Origin of the sequence: Streptomyces sp. NPDC012466, assembly GCF_042955215.1 — a bacterium.
Classification (GTDB): Bacteria; Actinomycetota; Actinomycetes; order Streptomycetales; family Streptomycetaceae; genus Streptomyces.
Genome location: NZ_JBIBEQ010000001.1, coordinates 762,888 through 786,880 on the forward strand (window position 1 = coordinate 762,888; position 23,993 = coordinate 786,880).

General features: G+C 70.9%; 20 protein-coding genes. 8 read left to right on the top strand and 12 right to left on the bottom strand.

The genetic code is table 11. From position 1 onward, the window contains the following. The first annotated feature begins 284 nt into the window (after positions 1 to 284). Both ACFY9E_RS03420 and ACFY9E_RS03425 read left to right on the top strand, forming a co-directional pair. Positions 285 to 2,111: an AMP-binding protein gene (locus ACFY9E_RS03420; RefSeq protein WP_390978904.1), complete on the top strand. Its 1,827-nt coding sequence runs from the start codon at positions 285 to 287 to the stop codon at positions 2,109 to 2,111. Between the two features lie 157 nt (positions 2,112 to 2,268). Further along, the gene (locus ACFY9E_RS03425; protein ID WP_390980279.1) at positions 2,269 to 3,060 is read left to right on the top strand and encodes an aldo/keto reductase; all 792 of its coding nucleotides are present in this window, start codon (positions 2,269 to 2,271) and stop codon (positions 3,058 to 3,060) included. Between the two features lie 72 nt (positions 3,061 to 3,132). On the opposite strand, the gene ACFY9E_RS03430 is transcribed toward ACFY9E_RS03425, so the two are convergent. The 3 genes from ACFY9E_RS03430 to ACFY9E_RS03440 form a co-directional block, all read right to left on the bottom strand. Beyond that, positions 3,133 to 3,834, bottom strand: a complete 702-nt coding sequence (locus ACFY9E_RS03430; protein ID WP_390978906.1) for an SDR family NAD(P)-dependent oxidoreductase — start codon at positions 3,832 to 3,834, stop codon at positions 3,133 to 3,135. Positions 3,835 to 3,917: 83 nt separating this feature from the next. Beyond that, positions 3,918 to 4,817 carry a methyltransferase gene (locus tag ACFY9E_RS03435; protein WP_390978908.1) on the bottom strand — a complete coding sequence of 300 codons (900 nt, stop codon included), beginning with the start codon at positions 4,815 to 4,817 and terminating at the stop codon, positions 3,918 to 3,920. A gap of 130 nt (positions 4,818 to 4,947) precedes the next feature. Next, positions 4,948 to 6,669: a glycoside hydrolase family 6 protein gene (locus tag ACFY9E_RS03440; RefSeq protein ID WP_390978910.1), complete on the bottom strand. Its 1,722-nt coding sequence runs from the start codon at positions 6,667 to 6,669 to the stop codon at positions 4,948 to 4,950. 456 nt (positions 6,670 to 7,125) lie between these two features. Here ACFY9E_RS03440 and ACFY9E_RS03445 point away from each other — a divergent pair, with 456 nt between their 5' ends. Beyond that, the gene (locus ACFY9E_RS03445; RefSeq protein WP_390978912.1) at positions 7,126 to 10,044 is read left to right on the top strand and encodes a glycoside hydrolase family 48 protein; all 2,919 of its coding nucleotides are present in this window, start codon (positions 7,126 to 7,128) and stop codon (positions 10,042 to 10,044) included. A gap of 216 nt (positions 10,045 to 10,260) precedes the next feature. Continuing rightward, on the top strand, positions 10,261 to 12,909 hold the full coding sequence (locus ACFY9E_RS03450; RefSeq protein WP_390978914.1) for a cellulose binding domain-containing protein: 2,649 nt from the start codon (positions 10,261 to 10,263) through the stop codon (positions 12,907 to 12,909). A gap of 136 nt (positions 12,910 to 13,045) precedes the next feature. Here ACFY9E_RS03450 and ACFY9E_RS03455 read toward each other — a convergent pair whose 3' ends face one another. Further along, positions 13,046 to 14,044, bottom strand: coding sequence for a WYL domain-containing protein (locus tag ACFY9E_RS03455; protein ID WP_390978916.1), 999 nt, complete (start codon positions 14,042 to 14,044; stop codon positions 13,046 to 13,048). 39 nt (positions 14,045 to 14,083) lie between these two features. Between ACFY9E_RS03455 and ACFY9E_RS03460 the strand changes: the two genes are divergently transcribed. Further along, on the top strand, positions 14,084 to 14,563 hold the full coding sequence (locus ACFY9E_RS03460; protein WP_390978918.1) for a hypothetical protein: 480 nt from the start codon (positions 14,084 to 14,086) through the stop codon (positions 14,561 to 14,563). Between the two features lie 319 nt (positions 14,564 to 14,882). Here the strand turns inward: ACFY9E_RS03460 and ACFY9E_RS03465 are convergent, their stop codons facing one another. Next, complete coding sequence (locus tag ACFY9E_RS03465) at positions 14,883 to 15,626, bottom strand: methyltransferase domain-containing protein (protein WP_390978920.1); 744 nt, start codon at positions 15,624 to 15,626, stop codon at positions 14,883 to 14,885. A gap of 4 nt (positions 15,627 to 15,630) precedes the next feature. Continuing rightward, on the bottom strand, positions 15,631 to 15,936 hold the full coding sequence (locus ACFY9E_RS03470; RefSeq protein ID WP_390978922.1) for a 4a-hydroxytetrahydrobiopterin dehydratase: 306 nt from the start codon (positions 15,934 to 15,936) through the stop codon (positions 15,631 to 15,633). Between the two features lie 129 nt (positions 15,937 to 16,065). On the opposite strand from ACFY9E_RS03470, the gene ACFY9E_RS03475 reads away from it, so the two are divergent. Then, positions 16,066 to 16,872, top strand: coding sequence for a helix-turn-helix domain-containing protein (locus tag ACFY9E_RS03475; RefSeq protein ID WP_390978924.1), 807 nt, complete (start codon positions 16,066 to 16,068; stop codon positions 16,870 to 16,872). Here the strand turns inward: ACFY9E_RS03475 and ACFY9E_RS03480 are convergent. Next, positions 16,854 to 17,279: a hypothetical protein gene (locus tag ACFY9E_RS03480; protein ID WP_390978926.1), complete on the bottom strand. Its 426-nt coding sequence runs from the start codon at positions 17,277 to 17,279 to the stop codon at positions 16,854 to 16,856. The genes ACFY9E_RS03475 and ACFY9E_RS03480 overlap by 19 nt on opposite strands. 239 nt (positions 17,280 to 17,518) lie before the next feature. On the opposite strand from ACFY9E_RS03480, the gene ACFY9E_RS03485 reads away from it, so the two are divergent. Both ACFY9E_RS03485 and ACFY9E_RS03490 read left to right on the top strand, forming a co-directional pair. Then, positions 17,519 to 18,382: a Scr1 family TA system antitoxin-like transcriptional regulator gene (locus tag ACFY9E_RS03485; protein WP_390978928.1), complete on the top strand. Its 864-nt coding sequence runs from the start codon at positions 17,519 to 17,521 to the stop codon at positions 18,380 to 18,382. Between the two features lie 136 nt (positions 18,383 to 18,518). Further along, complete coding sequence (locus ACFY9E_RS03490) at positions 18,519 to 18,986, top strand: molecular chaperone TorD family protein (protein ID WP_390978930.1); 468 nt, start codon at positions 18,519 to 18,521, stop codon at positions 18,984 to 18,986. Here ACFY9E_RS03490 and ACFY9E_RS03495 read toward each other — a convergent pair. The 5 genes from ACFY9E_RS03495 to ACFY9E_RS03515 all read right to left on the bottom strand — a co-directional run bounded on the left by ACFY9E_RS03495 (position 18,983) and on the right by ACFY9E_RS03515 (position 23,933). After that, positions 18,983 to 19,306, bottom strand: coding sequence for a hypothetical protein (locus ACFY9E_RS03495; RefSeq protein ID WP_390978932.1), 324 nt, complete (start codon positions 19,304 to 19,306; stop codon positions 18,983 to 18,985). The two genes, ACFY9E_RS03490 and ACFY9E_RS03495, sit on opposite strands and share 4 nt — an antisense overlap. A 21-nt stretch (positions 19,307 to 19,327) precedes the next feature. Continuing rightward, complete coding sequence (gene dnaK / locus ACFY9E_RS03500; RefSeq protein WP_390978934.1) at positions 19,328 to 21,193, bottom strand: molecular chaperone DnaK; 1,866 nt, start codon at positions 21,191 to 21,193, stop codon at positions 19,328 to 19,330. Positions 21,194 to 21,259: 66 nt separating this feature from the next. After that, positions 21,260 to 22,000 (bottom strand): glycerophosphodiester phosphodiesterase family protein, encoded by a 741-nt coding sequence (locus ACFY9E_RS03505; RefSeq protein WP_390978936.1) that lies wholly within the window; start codon positions 21,998 to 22,000, stop codon positions 21,260 to 21,262. After that, positions 21,997 to 23,382, bottom strand: a complete 1,386-nt coding sequence (locus tag ACFY9E_RS03510) for a hypothetical protein (RefSeq protein WP_390978938.1) — start codon at positions 23,380 to 23,382, stop codon at positions 21,997 to 21,999. Before ACFY9E_RS03510 ends, ACFY9E_RS03505 begins: the two co-directional genes overlap by 4 nt. A gap of 122 nt (positions 23,383 to 23,504) precedes the next feature. Then, entirely contained in the window at positions 23,505 to 23,933 is a 429-nt protein-coding gene (locus ACFY9E_RS03515; RefSeq protein ID WP_390978941.1) for an OsmC family peroxiredoxin, read from the bottom strand. Positions 23,934 to 23,993: the final 60 nt, after the last annotated feature.

Here is a 23,993-nt window from a genome sequence, read left to right on the forward strand (position 1 = left end):
AATCCGCCGTCACCCCGCTGACAGAAGAGACCCCGTTCGAAGACACATCGCACGACACCGGGACTCGTACAGATTCGGTGGAGATTACGGCACCGAAACTTACTCAACCGTCAGGAATGTGTCCGACCCTTCCCCATGTGAGTGTTTTTTCCCTCACTGACCAGCGCAGACCGGAGCGGTGCTCACCTTCGCACCCCCTCCCGCCCCCTGTCCGGGTGGGGTAGCTTTCACGGCGCTGTGCGGGGCGTCACTCGACAGGAGCGCTGAGGAGCGGGGAGCGGGGTTTGCGCGAGTTCACCAACCCTCCGTTGGCGTTGGCACCTCCGGTGGGCGGTCTGGCCGACGTGGTCTTCGAGCATGCCCAGGAGGACCCGCTGCACATCGCCCTCGGCCGCAAGGACGACTCCGGCCAGTGGCGGGACGTCACCAGCGCCGAGTTCCGCGACGAGGTGCTCGCCCTGGCCAAGGGCCTGTTGGCGAGCGGCATCCGGTTCGGTGACCGCGTCGCGATCATGTCCCGCACGCGCTACGAGTGGACCCTGTTCGACTACGCCTTGTGGACCATCGGCGCCCAGGTCGTCCCCGTCTACCCCACGTCCTCCGCCGAACAGTGCTTCTGGATGCTGTACGACGCCGAGGTGACGGCAGCGGTCGTGGAGCACGAGGACCACGCGATGACCATCGCCACCGTCATCGACCGGCTGCCCCAGCTGCGCCGGCTGTGGCAGCTCGACTCCGGTGCCGTGCACGAGCTGTACGACGCGGGCGCGCACCTCGACGACGAGGTGGTGCACCGCCACCGGCAGGCCGTCACACCCGACTCGGTCGCCACGATCATCTACACCTCGGGCACCACCGGCCGCCCCAAGGGCTGCGTCATCACGCACGGAAACTTCATGCACGAGGCGGACACCGTCATCGAGCGCTGGGAGCCGGTGTTCCACTCCAAGCGCGGCGACGAGGCGGCGACCCTGCTGTTCCTGCCGCTCGCGCACGTCTTCGGGCGGATGGTCCAGGTCGCCGGGATCCGCGGCAAGGTGAAGTTCGGCCACCAGCCGCAGCTGAACGCGGCGGCCCTGCTGCCGGACCTGGCCGCGTTCAGGCCGACGTTCTTCCTGGCCGTGCCGTACATCTTCGAGAAGGTGTTCAACGCGGCCCGCCGCAAGGCCGAGAAGGAGGGCCGCTCCGGCCCCTTCGAGAAGGCCGTCGACATCGCGATCAAGTACGCCGACGCGATGGAGGCCAAGGCCTGGGGCACCGGCCCCGGCCCGTCGGCGGGCCTGCGCATGCAGCACCAGCTGTTCGACAAGCTGGTCTACGCCAAGATCCGCGCCGCGATGGGCGGCCGCATCAAGCACGCCATGTCCGGCGGCTCGGCGATGGACCGCCGGCTCGGGCTGTTCTTCGCCGGGGCGGGCGTGCACATCTACGAGGGCTACGGCCTGACGGAGACGACCGCCGCCGCCACCGCCAACCCGCCCGGCCGCACCCGGTTCGGCACGGTCGGGCAGCCCATCCCCGGCATGACCGTGCACATCGCGGACGACGGCGAGATCTGGCTGCGCGGCGAGAACGTCTTCCACGGCTACCTCAACAACCCCAAGGCCACCGACGAGGCCCTGCACGACGGCTGGCTCGCCACCGGCGACCTCGGCGCACTGGACGAGGACGGCTTCCTCACCATCACCGGCCGCAAGAAGGAGATCCTGGTCACGTCCGGCGGCAAGAGTGTCTCGCCCGGTGTCCTGGAGGAACGCGTCCGGGACCACCCACTGGTCAACCAGTGCATCCTCGTCGGCAACGACCGTCCGTACATCGCCGCCCTGGTCACCCTCGACCAGGAGGCCGTGGAGCACTGGCTGGCCATGCGGGCCAAGCCGCAGATGTCCCCGGCGGAGCTGGTGCGCGACGCGGATCTGGAGACGGAGGTGCGGCGCGCCGTGGTCGCCGCCAACACCCTGGTCTCCCAGGCCGAGTCGATCCGCACCTTCCGCATCCTGGCCCAGCCGTTCACGGAGGAGCACGGGTTGCTGACCCCGTCCCTGAAGCTGAAGCGCAAGGCGATCGAGAAGGCGTACGAGAACGAGGTCGAGGCGCTCTACCGGGCGTGACCTCCGCCCCGCGGGGCAGGTGTGGCTTCGGAATTCTCCCGTCAGGAATGCATCACCGCCCGTGATCGTTCACGATGGGAGCACACCTGACCACTTACCGAAGGATCGAGAGCTCGTGAGCAAGGTCCCCCCGATCATCCTGAACAACGGCGTCGAGATGCCCCAGCTGGGCTTCGGCGTCTGGCAGGTGCCCGACGACGAGGCCGAGACGGCCGTCGCGGCGGCGCTGGAGGCCGGGTACCGCAGCATCGACACCGCGGCGATCTACGGCAACGAGCAGGGCACCGGCAAGGCCATCGCCGCCGCCGGTCTCCCCCGTGAGGAGCTCTTCGTCACCACGAAGCTCTGGAACGCCGACCAGGGGTACGACTCCACGCTGCGCGCCTTCGACACGTCGCTGGAGAAGCTCGGCCTGGACTACGTCGACCTGTACCTGATCCACTGGCCGACGCCGGAGCGGGGTCTGTACGTCGACACCTACAAGGCGTTCGAGAAGCTGCACGCCGACGGCCGGATCCGGGCCCTCGGTGTCTCCAACTTCCTTCCCCAGCACCTGGAGAACCTGATCGGTGAGACCTCGGTCGTCCCGGCGGTGAACCAGATCGAGCTGCACCCCCACCTCCAGCAGGAGGCCGCCCGTGCCTTCCACGCGGAGCGGGGCATCGCCACGGAGGCCTGGTCGCCGCTCGGCCAGGGCAAGGGCCTGCTGGAGGTCCCGGCGATCGTGGCCATCGCCCGCAAGCACGACCGCACCCCGGCTCAGGTGGTGCTGCGCTGGCACCTCCAGCTGGGCAACGTGGTGATCCCGAAGTCCGTGACGCCGTCGCGGATCAAGGAGAACATCGAGGTCTTCGACTTCAGCCTCGACGACGAGGACCTGGCGGCGATCAGCGCCCTGAACGAGGACCGGCGCCTGGGCCCGGACCCGGCGGAGTTCAACGGAGCGTGAGCCGCGCCCGCGACGCCCCGGTCCCCGGGCCCTGATGGGCCGGGTACCGGGGTGCCGCCGTTCCGGGCCCTCTCAGACCGGCTGCCCCACCGGCCGTACGACCACCGTGTTGATGTCCACCCCCTCCGGCTGGCTCATCGCCCAGACGACCGAGTCGGCGATCTGGCCGGCGGTGAGGAGGTGACCGGGCGGGAGGCTGCCGTACGAGTCCCAGAAGGGGGTTTCCGTCCGGCCCGGCGCGACCAGGGTGACGCCCACGCCCCACTCGGTGACCTGCCGCCGGGTGTTCTCGGCGAGCCCGGTCACCGCCCACTTCGTCGCCCCGTAGATGTTGCCCGGTCCGTACACGAACCCGGCGACGCTGCCCACCAGGACGATCCGGCCGCGCGTCTCCTTCAGCGCGTCGATGGACGCCCGGATCAGCAGGGCCGGGCCGAGGACGTTGGTCAGCACCATGTCGGTCCAGCCGGCCGGGTCGCCCTCCGCGACCGTGTCGTGGGTGGCGAAACCGGCGTTGGCGACGACGGTGTCCAGTCGGCCGAAGGTCTTCACGGTGGTGTCGACCGCCGCCCGGACGTCGTCGTACACGGCGGTGTCACCGGCGATCGTCAGCAGCCCGTCGGGCCGCCCCAGTTCCTCGGCGAAGCCGCGCAGCCGCTCCTCGCCGCGGCCGGTGACGGCGACCCGGTAGTCGGCTTCCAGCAATTGCCGCGCGACGGCGGCGCCGATCCCGCTGCCTCCACCGGTGATGAGCGCGACCCGAGACTCGGACATGGATTCCCCCTGGGATGTGGAACGAAGTGCGATGCCGGGGAGTCCATCAGTTGAAGTGCTCTCGAAGTCAAGGGCCGCCGACGCTACGCGGGCCGGACCGCCGTGTGCACCGTGTGGGCCTCCAGGACGAACACGTCCGGGCGGTGGTGCAGGCTCGCCTCGTCGTCGGGGTCGAGGAGGCGGTCGACCGTCGCGAGGTCTTCGGTGTCGAGCCCCTCGGTGAGCTTGTCGCGCATGTGGGACAGGGACGCCACGACATAGGCACGCGCCCGGTCCGACGCGGGCGCCGGGAGGTCGAGCAGGAAGCTGTGCGTCCTCGTGTGCTTGAGGCCCGCGGCGGCCAGCAGGGCCGGCCAGTGCTCCGTCTCGGCCACGTGTCCGGGCAGCGCGGTGCGCATCCGGGTGAACCACTCCGTCTCCACCGCGTCGATCCGCGCCTGGAGACCGGGCCGGCCGATGCCGATGTCACGCGGCAGGAACCGCAGGGGCAGGCCGCCCTCCATGAGGGCCAGCGTGCCGCCCGGCGCGAGCCGCTGCGCGAAGGCGGCCAGCGCGGCCCGCTGGTCACCGAGGTGGTGCAGGCTGCGACTCGCCCAGAGGAGGTCGGCGGGGTAGTCCAGCTCGCCGAGCACGTCGGGCAGGTCACCGGCGAGCGTGCCGAAGCGGTCGGCGACGCCCTGCCGCTCGGCCCGCGCCCGGGCCCGCTCCAGCAGCGCTTCGGAGCCGTCCACCGCCACGATCCGCGCGCCCGGGAACGTCTCCGCGAACAGGCACGACACGACACCCGGCCCGCTGCCCGCGTCGACGATCAGGCCCGGCTCGGTCACCTCCTTCGCGAGCCAGCCCAGCGCCCGTTCGTACAGGGAAGCGAAGAGTTCCGCCGAGGACTCCAGCATCGGGCCCATCTCGGCCCAGTCGAGATCCGTGTGGTCGTGGTGATGGCCAGGCTTGTGCGTGGGCTCGTGGTCGTGCTGGTGCGCCATGGTGGTCAGCCTCTCGCTCGGATGCGGTCAGCGTGCGCCGACGCACCGATCGGAGGCCACTGCTGTTGCCGGTGCGGCAAATCCGCCGGGGCTCGTGGCCCCGGCGGATCAGCCGGTCAGCGGAGACGGTTCAGGACAGCGGCGGGTACGCGTTCTGCATCAGCTGCCGGAACTGGGCGGAGAACCAGTGCCCGGACAGCGGCGCGTCCGGCAGAGCACCGGACGGGTTGTTGCCGTTGCGCGGGTTGCCCTGGTACGCCGGGTCGCACATCCCGTCGGCGCCCTTGCCCTCGTCGTTCGGGATGAGCTTGCTCGACCCGTCGGACTCGCCCGGCGGCTTCATCCACACATACGCGTCGATCCCGGCGGCCGGGTTGGCCTGCGGGCGCTCGCCGAGGCCGGCTCCGGCCTGGTTGCACCAGTTGCCGGGGTTGATGCGGCGGTCGTAGCGCCCGCCGTCGACGTACGTGTCGACGCTGGTCTTCGCACCCGGTCCGGTGGGCCGCGCGGCGCCGCCCCAGCCGTTGCGGGAGGTGTCGATCAGCATGCCGACGTTCGAGTTGAAGCCCACCGAGACCAACTGGTTGCGGAACGCCTGGGCGAAGGACAGCTCGTCGACGTAGCGGTTCCAGTCGACCCACTTCGACTCGCGGACGGACTTGCCGGCCACATTGTCGCCGATGGAGAAGTTGTCCTCCTTCAGGGCGCTGTAGTTGGCCGTGTTGGTGATGAACCCGTGGACGTCGTTGACGGTCGCGCCCTCCGTGGTCGCCGCCTCCTTGAACAGGGTGGCGCTGGGGCCGAAGTTGTCGTCCCAGCCGATCCATCCGTGGTGGCCGGCGTCGATGTAGTTGTAGACGTTGGGCACGTCACCGAGTTTGTTCAGCGCGTAGCCGACGCCCTTCTGGTAGTTGCCGTTGGCCTTCATCACGTCGCACTGCGGGGTGGCCGTCGCGCGGCTGCCGGTGTTGGTGACGAGGTTCGGCAGCGAGTCGATCTCGACCGTGGTGACGATCCGCAGCGAGGAGTACTTCGAGTCGGCGAGGATCGCCTTGATCGGGTCGATGTACTGCGTCTTGTACTTGTCGATCTCCGTCGGGCCGAGTTCGCCGTTGGAGGCGAGGGCGGCGCAGTCCCGGCCGGGCAGGTTGTAGATCACGAGCTGGACGACGAGTTCGCCGGAGCCCTTCTGGCGCAGGGCCTCGTCGAGGTGGGCACGCAGGCCCATCTTGCCGCCCGCGCCGTTGATGGCCGCGATGCGGTCCAGCCATACGCCCGTGGGCTGGTTGGAGACGCGGCTGCCGCCCGGCTCGGCGGCGGCCTTCGCGGACCACTCCGGGTTCACGTACACCTTCGCGCCCTCGTAGGGGTTGTTCACCCGGTTCGCCGGGCCGCCCGGGTCCGGCGGCGGATCCGTGGGGCCGCCGGGGCCGCCGTCGACGTTGCAGGTCACGCCGTCGAGGGTGAAGGTCGCCGGGATCGCGTTGCTGCCGCTGTAGCTGCCCTGGAAGCCGAAGCTGACCGAACCGCCGTTCGCCAGCTGACCGTTGTAGCTCTCGTTGGCGGCGGTGACGGCGGCACCGCTCTGGCTGATCTTGGCGTTCCAGCCGCTGGTGACCTTCTGGTTGCCGGCGTATGACCACTTCAGCGACCACGAGGACTTGGCGGCGCTGTTGTTGGTGACGGTCACGGCGGCGGTGAAGCCGGTGCTCCACTCGTTCTGGATCTTGTAGTCGACGGTGCACGGGACGGCGGCGATGCCGGCACCGGCCGGGTCGACGGCGAAGGCGGTGCCGGTCGCACCACCGACCAGGGCCATGGCGGCCAGTAACGCGGTTCTCGTACGGCTCATGAGTGGGGGTCCCTCTTCCGTTGGGGGTTCCTTGCGATGTCCGCGGTTGCGTGGGGGGTTCGTCAGGTGCGGTGAGGCTTCTCGCGGGCAGGGCGGAGCCGGTGCGGCGCCGTACGCGGCCGACGCGGGGCGGCAACTGTCCGCCGCACGCGGGCGTCCGGCGCCGGCGGCGGCTCAAAGCACTGAAGGCGGGGGGTGTCGCATGAGCGACTCCTTGCAGGTCGGGCGTGCCGTGACGGACGCGTCGACTGATGGAATCGCTCCCACTGGTGCCAAGGAAGGTAGCGCCAAGTGACAGTAAAGAACAGGGGAGTCACTGACTTTTGCTCAACGCGGGGCGTCGAATCTTTTCGACTCTTCAAGGACCTTGACCGGTACCTGACGTGTCCGCACTATGGGAGCGCTCCCACTGGTTCAAGCCTTGACTTCTCCGAGCCGCAAGGAGGGACCAGCACCATGCATCCCCCACCCCGGAGACGCGGAGCGGTGCGGCGGTTGTGGACCGCCGCCCTCGCAGCTCTCGCGCTTCCGTTGACGATGCTCTCCTCAGGGTCGACCCCCGCGCAGGCGGCGGCACTTCAGTGCAGTGTCGATTACAAGACGAACGACTGGGGCTCCGGTTTCACGGTGGACCTGACCCTCACCAACCGCGGCACGGACGCCATCGACGGCTGGACGCTGACCTACGCCTACTCCGGCAACCAGAAGCTGGCGAACGGCTGGAACGGCACCTGGTCACAGTCCGGCCAGAACATCACCGTGAAGAACGCCGCCCACAACGCGCGGGTCGCCGCGGGGGCCGCCGTCTCCACCGGCGCCCAGTTCTCCTACAGCGGCGGCAACACCGCGCCGACGTCCTTCTCGGTCAACGGCACGCCCTGCACCGGCGCGCACCAGCCGCCGATCGCCGTGCTGACCAGCCCGAGCGCGGGCGCCGTCTACACCCAGGGACAGGCGGTGCCCCTGGCGGCCACCGCCGCCGCCGCGGACAACGCCTCGATCAGCAAGGTGGAGTTCTACGACGACACCAAGCTGCTGGGCACGGACACGAGCGCGCCCTACACGCTCTCCGTCTCCGACTTGGCCGTGGGCAGTCATTCCCTGGTGGCGAAGGCGTACGACAGCATGGGCGCCTCCGCCGACTCCACCCCGGTCGGCATCACCGTCGCCTCCGGTCCCACCGTCGTCGCCTCACCCCTCCAACTGGGCGTCCAGTCGGGCAAGTCGGGTACGTACGAGGTGAAGCTGTCCAAGCAGCCTGCCGCGAACGTGACGGTGACCTCGGCCCGCGCGAGCGGCAACTCGGGCCTGTCGGTCTCGGCCGGCGCCTCGCTCACCTTCACGCCGCAGAACTGGAACACCGCGCAGAAGGTGACCGTCACGGCCGCGGGCTCCGGTACCGGTTCCGCCGTGTTCGAGTCGACGGCCGCGGGTCACGCGAAGGCCTCGGTCACCGTCACCCAGCTGGCGGCGGCGAAGGTCTACGACGCCCGCTTCCTCGAGCTCTACGGGAAGATCACCAACCCGGCGAACGGCTACTTCTCCCCCGAGGGGATCCCCTACCACTCGGTCGAGACGCTGATCGTCGAGGCGCCGGACCACGGTCACGAGACCACCTCGGAGGCGTACAGCTACCTCCTGTGGCTCCAGGCCATGTACGGCAAGGTGACGGGTGACTGGTCGAAGTTCAACGGCGCGTGGGACCTCATGGAGAAGTACATGATCCCCACCAAGGCCGACCAGCCGACCAACTCCTTCTACAACCCCTCCAAGCCGGCCACCTACGCCCCCGAGCTGGACACGCCGAACGAGTATCCGGCCAAGCTCGACACCGGCGTCTCGGTCGGCACGGACCCGATCGCGGGCGAACTGAAGAGCGCCTACGGCACGGACGACGTCTACGGCATGCACTGGCTCCAGGACGTCGACAACGTCTACGGCTACGGCAACTCGCCCGGCAAGTGCGAGGCGGGCCCGTCGGACACCGGCCCGTCGTACATCAACACCTTCCAGCGCGGCGCGCAGGAGTCGGTGTGGGAGACGGTGCCGCAGCCGACCTGTGACGCCTTCAAGTTCGGCGGCAAGAACGGCTATCTGGACCTGTTCACCGGTGACGCCTCCTACGCCAAGCAGTGGAAGTTCACCAACGCGCCGGACGCCGACGCGCGGGCCGTGCAGGCCGCCTACTGGGCGGATCTGTGGGCGAAGGAGCAGGGCAAGGGCTCGGCCGTCTCCGCGACGGTGGGCAAGGCCGCCAAGATGGGCGACTACCTGCGCTACTCGATGTTCGACAAGTACTTCAAGAAGGTCGGCAACTGTGTCGGACCCTCGACCTGCCCCGCGGGCACCGGCAAGGACGCCTCGTTCTACCTGATGTCCTGGTACTACGCCTGGGGCGGCGCCACGGACACCAGTGCCGGCTGGGCCTGGCGCATCGGCTCCAGCCACGCCCACGGCGGCTACCAGAACCCCCTCGCCGCCTACGCGCTCGGCAACTACGCGCCGCTGAAGCCCAAGTCGGCGACGGGCGCTGCGGACTGGGCCAAGTCCATGGACCGGCAGCTGGAGTTCTACCGCTGGCTGCAGTCGAGCGAGGGCGCCATCGCCGGTGGCGCGACCAACAGCTGGGCGGGCCGGTACGCGACCCCGCCCGCCGGGAAGTCGACGTTCTACGGCATGTACTACGACGAGAAGCCCGTGTACCACGACCCGCCGTCCAACCAGTGGTTCGGCTTCCAGGCGTGGTCCATGGAGCGGGTCGCCGAGCTGTACCAGCAGACGGGGAACGCGAAGGCCAAGGCGGTCCTCGACAAGTGGGTCGACTGGGCGCTGTCCAAGACCACGTTCAACCCGGACGGCACCTTCCGCATCCCGTCGACGCTCCAGTGGTCGGGCCAGCCCGACACCTGGAACGCCTCCAGCCCCGGCGCCAACAGCGGACTGCGCGTCACCGTCGCCGACTACACCAACGACGTCGGTGTGGCCGGCGCGTACGCCAAGACCCTGACGCACTACGCGGACCGCTCCGGTGACACGGAGGCCGCGGCGGCGGCGAAGAAGCTGCTGGACGGCATGTGGGACAACCACCAGGACGCCCTCGGGATCGCCGTCCCGGAGACCCGGGCCGACTACAACCGGTTCGACGACCCGGTGCACATCCCCAGTGGCTGGACGGGCACGATGCCGAACGGTGACGCGATCAACTCGTCGTCGACCTTCGACTCGATCCGGTCCTTCTACAAGGACGACCCGGCCTGGTCGAAGATCGAGAGCTATCTCGCCGGCGGCGCGGTGCCCTCGTTCACGTACCACCGGTTCTGGGCTCAGGCGGACATCGCCTTGGCCATGGGCTCGTACGCGGAGCTTCTCGAATAGCCCCCGCCGGGCGCTCCGCGGGTGGCGCGGGGACTTCGGCTGCGGGTCCGGCTGTGGCTGGTCGCGCAGTTCCCCGCGCCCCTGAAACAGCAGGTGCGTCCGAAGCTCCGCGTACATGGCCCCGCACCTGACGCGGGGCCACCACGGCCGGGCGGCTCCCCCGCACGGGAGTCGCCCGGCCCTCGCACGTTCCCCTCCCGCGGAAGGAACCCCACCGTGCGAAGAACCCGTATCCTCACGGCCGTGCTGGCGCTGGCGGCCGGCCTGCTCTCGGGTGCCCCCGCCGCCCTGGCCGCCGATCCCCCGGCGACGAAGCTCGCCGCGGACACCTACACCTGGAAGAACGCCCAGATCGACGGCGGTGGCTTCGTCCCGGGCATCGTCTTCAACCGCTCCGAGAAGAACCTGGCCTACGCCCGCACGGACATCGGCGGAGCCTACCGCTGGCAGGAGTCCTCCAAGACCTGGACGCCGCTGCTGGACTCGGTCGGCTGGGACGACTGGGGGCACACGGGCGTCGTCGGTATCGCGTCCGACTCCGTCGATCCGAACCGGGTGTACGCGGCGGTGGGCACGTACACCAACAGCTGGGACCCGAAGAACGGAGCGGTCATGCGCTCCTCCGATCGGGGCGCGAGCTGGCAGAAGACGAATCTGCCGTTCAAGCTGGGCGGCAACATGCCGGGGCGGGGCATGGGCGAGCGGCTGGCCGTCGACCCGAACCGCAACAGCGTGCTGTACCTGGGGGCGCCCAGCGGCAAGGGGCTGTGGCGGTCGACGGATGCGGGCGTGACCTGGTCGCAGGTCGCGAACTTCCCCAACGTGGGCAATTACGTGGCGGATCCGAGTGACACGTCCGGCTACTCCAGCGACAACCAGGGCATCGTCTGGGTCACCTTCGACGAGTCCACGGGCACGTCCGGCAACGCGACGAAGACGATCTACGTCGGGGTCGCCGACAAGGACAACGCGGTGTACCGGTCGACGGACGCGGGCGCCACCTGGCAGCGGCTGGCCGGGCAGCCCACCGGCTACCTCGCCCACAAGGGCGTGCTGGACGCGAAGAACGGCTTCCTCTACCTCGCCTACAGCGACAAGGGCGGCCCGTACGACGGCGGCAAGGGCCAACTGTGGCGGTACGCGACGGGCACGGGGGCCTGGACGAACATCAGCCCGGTCGCGGAGGCCGACACCTTCTACGGATTCAGCGGACTGACGGTGGACCGGCAGAAGCCGGGCACGGTGATGGCGACCGCGTACAGCGCCTGGTGGCCGGACACGCAGATCTTCCGCTCCACGGACAGCGGCGCGACCTGGACCAAGGCGTGGGACTACACGTCGTACCCGAACCGCGAGAACCGCTACACGATGGACGTCTCGTCCGCGCCGTGGCTCACCTGGGGCGCGAACCCGCAGCCGCCCGAGCAGACGCCGAAGCTGGGCTGGATGACCGAGGCCCTGGAGATCGACCCGTTCGACTCGAACCGCATGATGTACGGGACGGGCGCGACGATCTACGGCACCGAGAACCTCGGGAACTGGGACAGCGGCGGCAAGTTCACCGTCAAGCCGATGGTCCGGGGACTGGAGGAGACGGCGGTCAACGACCTCGCCTCTCCCCCGTCGGGCGCCCCGCTGCTGAGCGCGCTCGGTGACATCGGCGGCTTCCGGCACACGGACCTGACGAAGGTGCCGTCGATGATGTTCACGCAGCCGAACTTCACGACGACGACGAGCCTGGACTTCGCCGAGTCGAACCCGGACACCGTGGTCCGGGTGGGCGACCTGGACTCGGGCCCGCACATCGCCTTCTCGACGGACAACGGGGCCAACTGGTTCGCGGGGACCGACCCTTCGGGCGTGAGCGGCGGCGGCACGGTCGCGTCGGCGGCCGACGGCAGCCGGTTCGTGTGGAGCCCCCAGGGCGCGGGCGTGCACCACACGACCGGCTTCGGCACGTCATGGCAGGCGTCGGGCGGGATCCCCGCCGGGGCGATCGTCGAGTCGGACCGGGTCGACCCGAAGACCTTCTACGGCTTCAAGTCGGGCAAGTTCTACATCAGTACGGACGGCGGCGCGACCTTCAAGGAGTCCCCGGCCACCGGGCTGCCGAGCGGCGACAGCGTCCGCTTCAAGGCGCTGCCCGGCGGGAAGGGCGACGTGTGGCTGGCGGGCGGCGCGACCGACGGCGCGTACGGGCTGTGGCACTCCACGGACGGCGGGACGAGCTTCACCAAGCTCTCCAACGTGGAGCAGGCCGACACCATCGGCTTCGGCAAGGCGGCGCCCGGCGCCTCCTACCAGACGCTGTACACCAGCGCGAAGATCGGCGGCGTGCGCGGCATCTTCCGCTCCACGGACAAGGGCGCGAGCTGGACGCGCATCAACGACGACGCCCACCAGTGGGGTTGGACGGGCGCGGCGATCACCGGCGACCCGCGGGTGTACGGCCGTGTCTACGTCTCCACGAACGGCCGAGGCGTCGTCTACGGCGACAGCTCCGGCGGCGGCACGACGGACCCGGGCCCCGGCCCCGACCCGGCGGGCCCCTGCAAGGTGACGTACAAGGTCACCAGCCAGTGGTCGGGCGGCTTCCAGGCGGACGTCCAGCTCACCAACACCGGTACCGCGGCCTGGAACGGCTGGTCCCTCGGCTGGACCTTCGCGGACGGCCAGAAGCTGACCCAGGCCTGGAACGCCGGTGCGACGCAGTCGGGCGCGGCGGTGACGGCGAAGAACGTCGGCTGGAACGCGAACGTGGCGGCGGGCTCGTCGGTGGGCTTCGGCTTCACGGCGAACTGGTCGGGCACGAACACGAAACCGGCCGCGTTCAAGCTGGGTGAGCAGACCTGCACCCTTGCCTGACCGTGCGGTCCGAGGGCGTGTGCCGGCGACGGCACGCGCCCTCTCCGCATGCCGGGACCGACATTGCCCCACCGTCTCCGTCTCCGTCACCGAGAAGGCGCGGTCGGACGACAGGGCGGAACCGGCGCCCACGGTGTCAGCGGCGGCTTCGGCCGGACCGCGCGCCGCGGTCGGGGCCGGCCGTCACCGGCCGGGCCCGGTGGCCGTACCGTTCCGCCGGTTCGGTCGCGGTCCGGGCGATCCGGTCGCGCAGTTCGGGGGGATCGAGCACCTCGATGCCGCTGCCCAGGCGCAGAAAATCGGCGTGGGCACGGTCGACGGACTCGATGGCGACGGTGACACGGGTCCAGCCGTCCTCCTCCACGTGTGCGTCGGTCTGCGCCGGGCCGGGCAGGGGCACACCCGGTGCCAGCCGGACCACGGCCCGGGCCGGGCGGAGCCGGTGGTGGAAGTCGCGCTGGTACGCCGCCCAGTACCCGGCCAGGTCGAAGTCGCCCGGGTGGGTGAACTCCTCCTCGGTGGCGGTGAGTCGGAGGATCTGGTCGACCCGGTAGGTGCGGGGGACGCCCGGGCCCGCGACGACGTACCAGCGGCCCGCCTTGAGGAGGAGGCCGTACGGCTCAAGGCGGCGCTCCACGTCGGTGGGCTCACGCCAGCGGCGGTACAGCACGTGCACGGCGCGGCGGTTCCAGACGGCGTCGGCCACGGCCGGGAGGTACGGCGTCTCGTCGGCGTCGGCGTACCAGCCGGGCGCGTCGAGGTGGAAGCGGCCGCTGATCCGGTCGGCGTGCGGGCGCAGTTCGGACGGCAGCGCGGCGCGGACCTTGAGCTGGGCGGCGGCCAGGACGGAACCGAGACCCAGCTGGGCGGCGGCACCGGGGGCACCGGCGAGGAAGAGCGCCTCGGCCTCGTCGGCGGTCATCCCGGTGAGGCGGGTGCGGTAGCCGTCCAGCAGGCGGTAGCCGCCGGAGTGGCCCGCGTCGGCATACAGCGGGACACCGGCCGCGCTCAGCGCCTCGACGTCCCGGTACACCGTCCGTACCGACACCTCCAGTTCCTCGGCGAGCTGGGCGGCGGTCATCCGGCCGCGGGTCTGGAGCAGCAGGAGGACGGAGACGAGCCGGCTGGACTTCACTGACACAGGATGTCAGTGAAGCGGTCCTAGCGTCCCGGCATGGGCTTCACCGAGAAACTGCTGACCGTGCCCCCACCCATCGAGGTGGCCGGACGCCACATCAAGCGCTACCACGTCACCGCCGATCCCGCGGGCATCGAACCCGAGGTGGAGAAGGCGGCGTACGCGATCCTGCCGGAACTGCTGCCGGAGCCGGACGGCACGCCCCCGGCGACCTTCGTCGTCCTGCACCGGGGCGGTGACGACGGCGCCTACCTGAACGCGTACAGCTGGGTGTGGGACAACGTCCTGCACTTCAAGGGCGCGGCGGCGGGACAGCCCGTGCTGGGCTGCCCGGACCGGCATCCCGCCCACTTCATCACTCCCGAACTGCCGTGGATCGGCTGTGTCTGGGAGCTGCCGCCGATCCTGCACGAGCGGGACGCCTGGGTGCGGCACCTGCTCACACCCGACGTCCCGGACCTCCAGGCCTACGTGGCCGACTCGCTGCCCGAAGGAACCACAGGAGACCGCCTATGAGCAGCCCGCACGACTTCGGCTTCTTCCACGGCGCGGGGGACGTCCGGCACCGGCGCCGCACCGACTTCCTCGACCCGGACGGCACCCGGCACCTGGACCGAGTTCCGGGGAACCAGCCTATGCCGGCCGCTGTTCGACGGGGCCGCGAACGTCGGCGAGATCGACATGCCGCGGCTGTCGGCCAAGGGCGCGACCCTTCAGGTGTCCCCGCGGTCGACAGGGAACGCCTGCTCCCAGCGGGCCGACGTGGCGGAGACACCCGACCAGACGAACCGGACCCGCACCTCCTTGCCGTCGTGCGTGTCGTCGCCGTAGAACTTCAGCCGGCCTTCCGGAACGACCGCAGGCTGAACACCGGGTCGGGGCGGGGCCGGTCCTGGTCGGGAAGGCGCGCGAGGCGGGTGGCGAAACCGCCGGCGAGCGGATCGCCCGGCGGCAGCGTGACGAACCAGCCCCGGTGCAGGTCGGCGATGGTACGGCGAGGGCTGCGGCCCTGGCCGTGACCGGTGAAGCGGGCCTGCCCGGCCGCGACCAGGCCGTGGGCGGCGGCGCAGGACGCGACGTCCGCCGCCGCGTCCCGGACCGGGCTGGGCGGCCGGGAGGACAGGACGACATCGATGTCACTGCCCACGTTGTGGGAGGCGGCCTTGTCGACCGTCGTGACGTAGATCCCCCCGGGCCGCAACACCCGGGCGCACTCGCCGACGATGGTCCGCACCTCGGCGGGCCCGGCGGCCAGATGCAGCAGCCACACGCTGCACACGGCGTCGAACTGCCCGTCCCGGAAGGGCAGCCGGCGGCTGTCGGCGCGTACGACGGCACCGGGCAGCCGGGTGGAGGCCTGCCGGGCCATCGCGGGGGCGAGGTCGACACCGGTCACCCGCATGCCGTCGCGGGCGGCGGCGAACCGGCGGGTCACGATGCCCGTTCCGCAGGCGACGTCGAGCAGGGCACGCGTGTCCGGCGGCAGCAGGCTCAGCACCGCCTCCGCGGCGGCCGCCGCCCGGGGCTCGCCGCCGCGCGAGGCGTCGTACCGCTCCGCTTCCTTGTCGTAGTCGAGCACCCCGTCAGTGTGCCCCGTGACCGGGGGCGAGGTCCTCCACCCTGCGGGCGAGCTCGAAGTCCTTCTCGGTGACGGCGCCGCCCGCGCTGTGCGTGTGCAGGGCCAGGGAGACGGTGTTGTAACCGAGCGTGAGGTCGGAGTGGTGGTTCAGCTCCTCCTGGACCTGGGCGATGTGCACGACCATCGCCGTCGCCGCGAAGTGCGAGCCGAGCCGGTAGGAGCGGATGAGGTGGTCCTTGTCGAGCGACCAGCCCGGCAGCTCGGCCAGCCGGTCCTCGATCTCCTTCTGCGACAGCGGTTCGACGGGCATGGGCTGCGCTCCTTGTCGTGATCCGGAGTCCTCGGGGTGTTCCCTCAGCCTGCCACAGCCCGGCTGCCGAGACCCTGGTCACGAGATTGCGCCTGTCCGGCACGACCGGTTCTCGACTACGGTCCTGACATGACCACTCACGCGTCCACCGCCGAGAAGGGCGTGGGTCCGCTGCTGCGGGCCTGGCGGGAGCAGCGGCGGGTCAGCCAGCTGGAGCTGGCCCTGCGCGCGGACTCCTCGGCCCGGCACATCAGCTTCGTCGAGACCGGCCGCTCCCGGCCCAGCGAGGAGATGGTGCTGCGGCTGGCCGAGCACCTGGAGGTGCCCGTGCGGGAGCGCAACGCGCTGCTGCTCGCCGCCGGTTACGCCCCGCGCTACCCGGAGACCCCGCTGGACGACCCGGCGCTGGGCGCGCTGCGGGAGGGCATCGAGCGTCTGATCAGCGGCTACGAGCCGTATCCGGCGCTGGTCGTGGACGCGCTGTACAACGTGGTGGCCGCCAACCGCGGGGTCATGACGCTGGTCGACGGGGTCTGCCCCTCACTGCTCGAACCGCCGCTGAACGCGATGCGGCTGGCCCTGCACCCGCGGGGCCTCGCACCGCGCATCCGCAATCTGCGCGCCTGGCGTGGTCATCTGCTGGAACAGATGGAGCGGCAGATCGCGCTGCACCGCTCGGAGCCGCTGCGGGCGTTGTACGAGGAGGTGGCGGCCTATCCGGCGCCCGAGGCGGATCCGGCGGACGAGCCGTCGGAGCCGGTGCCGTACTTCGCGCTGCCGCTGCGGATCGAGCACGAGGGGCGGACGCTGTCGTTCATCTCCTCGATCGCCACGTTCAACACCCCGATGGACGTGACCGTCGCCGAGCTGGCCATCGAGACCCTGCTCCCGGCCGACCCGGCGACGGTCAAGTACCTTCAGGAGCTCATGTCCTGACGGGCCTTCAGGGCTGTGTGCTGGAGGACGGCGAACGCGGCCACGGTCAGGGCCTGGAGCACCGTCCACACGGCGCCCGGAGTGCTCGGTGTGAGCCACAGCGCCAGGGCCACCAGGCTCACCGCCGCCCAGGCGAGGTTGCCCTCGACGACGGCCCGCACGCCGAGCGTCGGCGGTCGTCGGCGGGCGGCCAGCAGCCCCACGCCCGCCGCGTAGAGCGCCAGGAACGCGCCGAGGGCGAGCAGCAGCGTGGCGTCGGCGCCGAGGAAGCGCCCGAGGGGACCGGAGAACGCCAGGTAGGCGAGCGCGTTGGCGCCGGTCACCACGGCGTCCAGGGCGAGGAAGCGGCGCAGCATGGACTGCGGCTCGGAGGTCCGGGCGAGTGCGGCGAGCTGGATCGCGGACATGGGGAGTCACCCTCCGTCGGGTCGTGGTGCGGCGGCTGGGACCGGGTCCCGGGCCGGAGTGCGCCGGCCCGGGACCCGGTGGGTTCACGATCCCGTTCGGGCGGCTTCCGGTCGATTACCCGCGGGGTAATGCCCCTGGCTCTCCCCCACTTCCGCGATCTTCCCGGTGCGAGCCCTGTGATACCCCCGGCCGGACGTGACAGACTGATCGCAGGCTTGGCACGTTGGGGAGGCGTGGCGTGAGTGAACGGCGGGCCGCACCCACCGTGGGCCAGGTGGTCCTGGGCAAGCGGTTGCAGGAGCTGCGCGAGGCCGCGGGCCTCAGTCGTGACGAGGCCGCGAAGGTGCTGCGGGTCGCCCCCGCGACCGTCCGGCGGATGGAGACCGCCGACGTCGCGCTGAAGATCCCGTACGTGCAGATCCTGCTGACCGCGTACGGGGTGGCCGAGGACGAGGTGACCGCGTTCGTCGACCTCACCGAGGAGGCGAACCGGCCGGGCTGGTGGCAGCGGTTCCACGACGTGCTGCCGGAGTGGTTCAGCCTGTACGTGAGCCTGGAGGGCGCCGCCCGGATCATCCGGTCGTACGAGCCGCACTTCGTGCCGGGGCTGCTGCAGACCGAGGGGTACGCGCGGGCCGTGCTGGAGGCCGGCACCATCGCGAACGCGGGGCCGGAGGCCATCGAGCGGCATGTGTCGCTGCGCATGGAGCGGCAGCGGCTCCTGGACCGCCCGGACGCGCCGCACCTGTGGGTCATCATGGACGAGACGGTGCTGCGGCGCCCGGTGAGCGTCGACGGCCGGGTGATGCGGGACCAGCTGGACAAGCTGCTGGAGTACGCCGGGCGCGACCGGGTCACCCTCCAGATCGCCGAGTTCGCCGACGGCCCCCATCCGGGGACGTACGCGCCGTTCTCCCTGTTCCGCTTCGCCGAGCCGGAACTGCCCGACATGGTCTTCACCGAGTATCTGACCGGTGCGCTGTACCTGGACTCCCGCAAGGAGGTCTCCACGCATCTGGAGGTGCTGGACCACATGACGGCCGGGGCGGGCTCCGCGCAGCGCACCGAGGAACTGTTGCGGGAGTACCGCGAGCGCTACTGAGCTCCTCGTCTCCCGCACGTGACGTCATGGCACGGGTTCTGACCCGTACGGGCGCCGCCGGCAGGTGTGCTCCCCGGCCCGCCCCTAGCGTCTGGGATGACGGGGCGGGCAAGGGAGCGCACGCGAAGGAGGTCCGATGCCCGGATTCGAGGTGCTGTACCAGGCGGCGGCGCTGTGCCTGATGTACCCCGACGACGACTTCCGCGCCCGGCTGCCGCTGCTGCGCGAAGCAGCCCCGCAGCTAAGAGAGTTCGCCGATCACGCGGCCGTGACCCCGCCGAGGGAACTGGCAGCGCACTACGTCGAGGTGTTCGAGGCCGGACAGGACCACAGCCTGTATCTGAGCGTCTGGCGGGAGGCGGCGCCGGCACCCTCCGAGGAGATGTACCGCGCGCACGGCCTGGAGACCACCGGCGAGGAACCGCCGGACTTCCTGCCGGCGGTCCTGGAGTGCGCGGCCCGCACCGGCGACACCGGGCTGCTGGCGGAGCACCGCGACGGCCTGGACCAGCTCCGGACCAGACTCACCGACTTCGGCACGCCGTACGCGACGGTCCTGGACGCGGTCTGCGCGACACTGCCGTCCGCGCACACCGGGGCCTAGGAGCCGAGGGACACGACATTCCGGTCGGTGAGGGCGCCGGCGAAGAAGGCGTGCACCTCGTCCACGTCGCCGTGCGGGTACTCTCCCCATCCGGCACCGGTCCGGCCGCGGCCGATCTGGAGCTGGCCGGAGCCGCGCCGGCCGTTCGGCAGGTCCGCGGTCGCGTCGGCGTCGGTCTGTCCGTCGACGTAGACGAGCGGCTGCTTCGGCGGCAGGTCGTCCGCGGCCTGGGCCACGCCGGTGCCGGTGGTCATCACGGCCGCCACCGCACACCCCACCGTCAGCAGTCCGTGTCCGCCGGATCTCTTCCGTGCGTCCAACCGTCCTCGCGGAGAGTCGGACTAGGCGGCACCGCCCTTCTCGTCCCGCCCGTTCTTCTCCTCGTCCACGATCTCCGCGTCCACCACTCCCTCCTCGTCCCTGGGTGCGGTGGAGGGCTCCTCCGTGGGGGCCTGCTGGGCCTGGGCGTACATCGCCTGGCCCATCTTCTGGCTGACGGAGGCGAGTTTCTCGACACCTGCGCGCAGGGCGGCGGTGTCCGCCTGCTGTTCCAGCCCTTCCTTCACCTCGGCGACGGCCGACTCGACCTCGGACTTCGTGTCGGCCGGGACGCGGTCGCCGTTCTCGCGGAGGAAGTTCTCGGTCTGGTAGACGAGTTGCTCGGCCTGGTTGCGGGTCTCGGCGGCCTCGCGGCGCTTGCGGTCCTCGTCGGCGTACTGTTCGGCCTCGCGCATCATGCGGTCGATGTCGTCCTTGGGCAGGGCCGAGCCGCCGGTCACGGTCATCTTCTGCTCGCGGCCGGTCGCCAGGTCCTTCGCGGAGACGTGCATGATGCCGTTGGCGTCGATGTCGAACGCCACCTCGATCTGCGGCACGCCGCGCGGCGCCGGCGGCAGGCCGGTCAGGTCGAAGACGCCCAGCTTCTTGTTGTACACGGCGATCTCCCGTTCGCCCTGGTAGACCTGGATGCCGACCGAGGGCTGGTTGTCCGCCGCCGTCGTGAAGATCTCCGAACGCCGTGTCGGGATGGTCGTGTTGCGCTCGATGAGCTTCGTCATGATGCCGCCCTTGGTCTCGATGCCCAGGGACAGCGGAGTGACGTCGAGCAGCAGCACGTCCTTGACGTCGCCGCGGATGACGCCCGCCTGGAGGGCGGCGCCCACGGCCACGACCTCGTCGGGGTTGACGCCCTTGTGCGGGTCCTTCCCGGTGAGCTCCTTGACCAGGTCGGTCACCGCGGGCATCCGGGTCGAGCCGCCGACGAGGATCACGTGGTCGATCGCCGACAGCTTCACGCCGGCGTCCTTGACCGCCTGGTGGAACGGGGCCTTGCAGCGGTCGAGCAGATCGGCGGTGAGCTCCTGGAACTGGGCCCGGGTCAGCTTCTCGTCGAGATGCAGGGGCCCTTCGGCGGAGGCCGTGATGTAGGGCAGGTTGATCGTCGTCTCGGTCGAGCTGGACAGCTCGATCTTGGCCCGCTCGGCGCCCTCGCGCAGCCGCTGCACGGCCATCTTGTCGGTGCCGAGGTCGATGCCGTTCTGGCCCTTGAACCGCTTGATCAGGTACTCGACGATCCGCTGGTCCCAGTCGTCGCCGCCGAGGTGCGTGTCGCCGTTGGTGGCCTTCACCTCGATGACGCCCTCGCCCATCTCCAGCAGCGACACGTCGAAGGTGCCGCCGCCGAGGTCGAAGACGAGCACCGTCTGGTCGTTCTCCTTGTCCAGGCCGTAGGCGAGGGCCGCGGCCGTCGGCTCGTTGATGATCCGCAGGACCTTCAGGCCCGCGATCTCACCGGCCTCCTTGGTGGCCTGCCGCTGGGAGTCGTCGAAGTAGGCGGGGACGGTGACCACCGCGTCGGTGACGTCCTCGCCGAGGTAGGACTCGGCGTCCCGCTTCAGCTTCTGCAGCACCCGCGCGGACAGCTCCTGCGCCCGGTACCGGGTGCCGTCCACGTCGCCCTCGTCGGGGAAGCGCCAGTGCGCGTCGCCCATGTACCGCTTGACGGAGCGGGCGGTGCGCTCCACGTTCGTCACGGCCTGCCGCTTGGCCACCTCCCCGACCAGCACCTCGCCGTTCTTGGCGAACGCCACGACCGAGGGCGTCGTTCTGGCCCCCTCGGCGTTGGCGATGACGGTGGGCTCGCCGCCTTCCAGCACGGCGACCACCGAGTTCGTGGTTCCGAGGTCGATTCCGACCGCACGTCCCATCGCTGTCCCCTTCCGCCAGGGCGGCGCTCTTCCCACTCTCCAGCACAAAACTTGAGTGCGCTGTTGTCAATGCCGCGAAGGGGTGATCGCCCCGCGCAGCGCCACGGCGCGCCGGGGACGGTCCGTGACGAGCACGTCGACGCGCGGGTGGGCGAGGAAGGCCCGCATGAGGGTGTCGTCGTTGACGGTCCACACCATGGTGAACAGGCCGTGCCGGGTGGCCTGGCGCAACACGCCGGCCCTGGCCAGCCGCTGGTGCACCGCGACACCGTGGGCCCCGCAGGCCCGGATGCGCCGGGCGGGGAAGAGCTCGCTCAGGCGCGTCCCGGGCAGCCGGGCCAGGGCCAGCTCCCTGCGGTCACGCCCCAGGGACAGGGCGGTGCGCACACCCGGGTGACGCCGGGTGACGGCGGCGACGGACCGGTCCTCGAGCGTCGTCACGACGAGCCCGTCCACACCGAGCAGGGCCACCGCCCGGTCGATCACCTCCCGCTCGTAGCCGGTCTCCTTGAGGTCCAGGTGGGCCACGAGTTTCCCGGCGATCAGCGCCATGACCTCGTCCACGACGGGCACGGCGTATCCGGCCCGCTCGCACAGCTCGGCGTGCGTGAGCGCGGACAGCGGCGGCCCGGCGGGGCCGACCCGTGGGTCGTGGTAGACGACGAGGACCCCGTCCCTGGTGCGGCGGATGTCGAACTCGACGTACTCCGCACCGGACGCGATCGCGTCCTCGTACGCCTCCCAGGTGGCCGGGCCGGCGCGCTCGGAGCCGCCCCGGTGGGCGGAGACGGCGGCGTGTGGCGTCATGGTCGTCGGTTCCCGGAGGGTGAGCGGGCAGGCGGCACGGGGGCGAAGGCGTCGTCGGGCGCGGGCAGCAGCGATCCGGAGCGGGTGCTGACCCGTCTGAGCAGGACCCAGCCGATCACGACCAGGACGACGAAGGGCAGCCAGGCCAGGGCGTACGCGGTGCCGTAGGCGCGCATGTCGAGGATGGAGCGGTGCTCGTCGACGTTCGTGCCGTTCACGCCGAAGAAGGCCAGCAGCAGGGTCGGGGGCAGGGCGATCAGGGTGGCCGCGGCGACCAGGCCGGAGACCGTGCGGTCGCGGCGGTCGTCGCGCTCGGCGAGTTCGGCGTCCAGGGCGGCGGAGCGGGCGCCGATCACGGAGGTCAGACGCTCGACCATGCGGGCCGAGTTCTCCAGGCTGTCCCGGATGCCGAGGGCGTCGCGCAGCGAGGACTGGAAGGCCTCCGTGACCATTTCGGGGATCAGCAGGCTGTCGACGTAGGCCTCGACGCCGAAGGCCAGGTCGAGCTGGAGTTCGTTGACACCGGCGGAGAGGCGGGAGATCAGGGAGCGGATCTCGGTGGGCGAGTCGGTCAGGGCCTGCTCGTTGGCCTTCATCATGGCGAAGGCCGCCAGCCGGGCACGCTGGAGCACGGACAGGGCGGAGATCATGCCCACGGCGACGAGGACCAGGCCGTTCTCCACGTGCGGGGCCCAGCCGGCCTGGACGGAGACGCCCCGGCCGAGGGCGGACAGGGTGAGGCCGTGGTTCCTGAGGTGCGGGGCGAGGCTGGTGTCGTAGGGCGTGGCGGGGTTCCACGGCATCCGGCCGCGGTAGACGAGCTCGTTCAGCAGGACGGCCTTGCGGGCCTCGTCGGCGCTGAGCAGTTCCCGCTGTAACCGGCCGCCGGGAAAGACGAGTTGGTGGACGTTCTGGCCCAGGGCGAGCGGCCGTCCGCCGAGCCGCGCGGCCACGGTCTGCAGGAGCGGGCGGTCGTCGAGCTCGATCCGCTCACGGTCGAAGCAGGTCGCGGCCAGCCAGGCGGCGAGGTCACCGGCGGTGGTCTCGCCCGCGAAGGCACAGTCCACGACCAGGGTGGCGTCACCGCGCGGAGTGGTGACGACGAGGATCCGCAGGGAGGCGAGCCCCAGGCCGTGGTCCCCGTGCGGAAGCCTCAGCCGCCGGACGGCGACCTGTTCGTCGAGGACCGGGACGGGGAGCACGTCCCGGCTGGTCATCAGGTGCCCGGCGAAGCGGCCGTAGTCGTAGCGGTCGACGAGGGCGCCCAGCGCGCTGTCCCGGGGGCGCAGCCGTCCGGAGAGGCTGAACAGCAGCAGGACGCGGGTCCGGTCACGGGTGGCGGAGTCGAGCACCGTCGCGTTCGGGGACGTTCCCGGCAGCATCGCGTTCCTTCCGGCCCGGCGGTTCGAGGCGTCTGGTTCCTACCCCGGCCCGGGGTGGTGAACCGACGACGCCGCGCGGGCCGTCCTGGTGGGCGGACCCGCGCGGCGGGAGGTGCGGCAGGTCAGGTGAGCTTGGCGGTCAGCGTGATCGGGGTGGCCTTGAGGGCCTGGCTGACCGGGCAGCCGACCTTGGCCTCGTCGGCGGCGGCCTGGAAGGCCGCCTCGTCGATGCCGGGGACGGTGCCCTCCACGGTGAGGTGGATGCCGGTGATGCCCTCACCCGGCTGGAAGGTGACGTCGGCCGAGGTGATGAGCTTGGTGGGCGGCGTCCCGGCCTTGTTGAGGATGTTGGAGAAGGCCATCGAGAAGCAGCTGGAGTGGGCGGCCGCGATCAGCTCCTCGGGGCTGGTCTTGCCGTTCGCCTCCTGGGCGCGCGAGGCCCACGTCACCGGCTGCTCGCCGATGGCACCGGAGGAGTCGAAGGTGACGACGCCGTTGCCCTCGAGCAGGTTGCCTTCCCAGACCGTGTGTGCGGAGCGCGTGGTAGCCACGAGTTCTTCCTTTCGCGTGCGGACTCGCGTGCGGGCCCGTCACCGGGCCCCGTGTCCCCC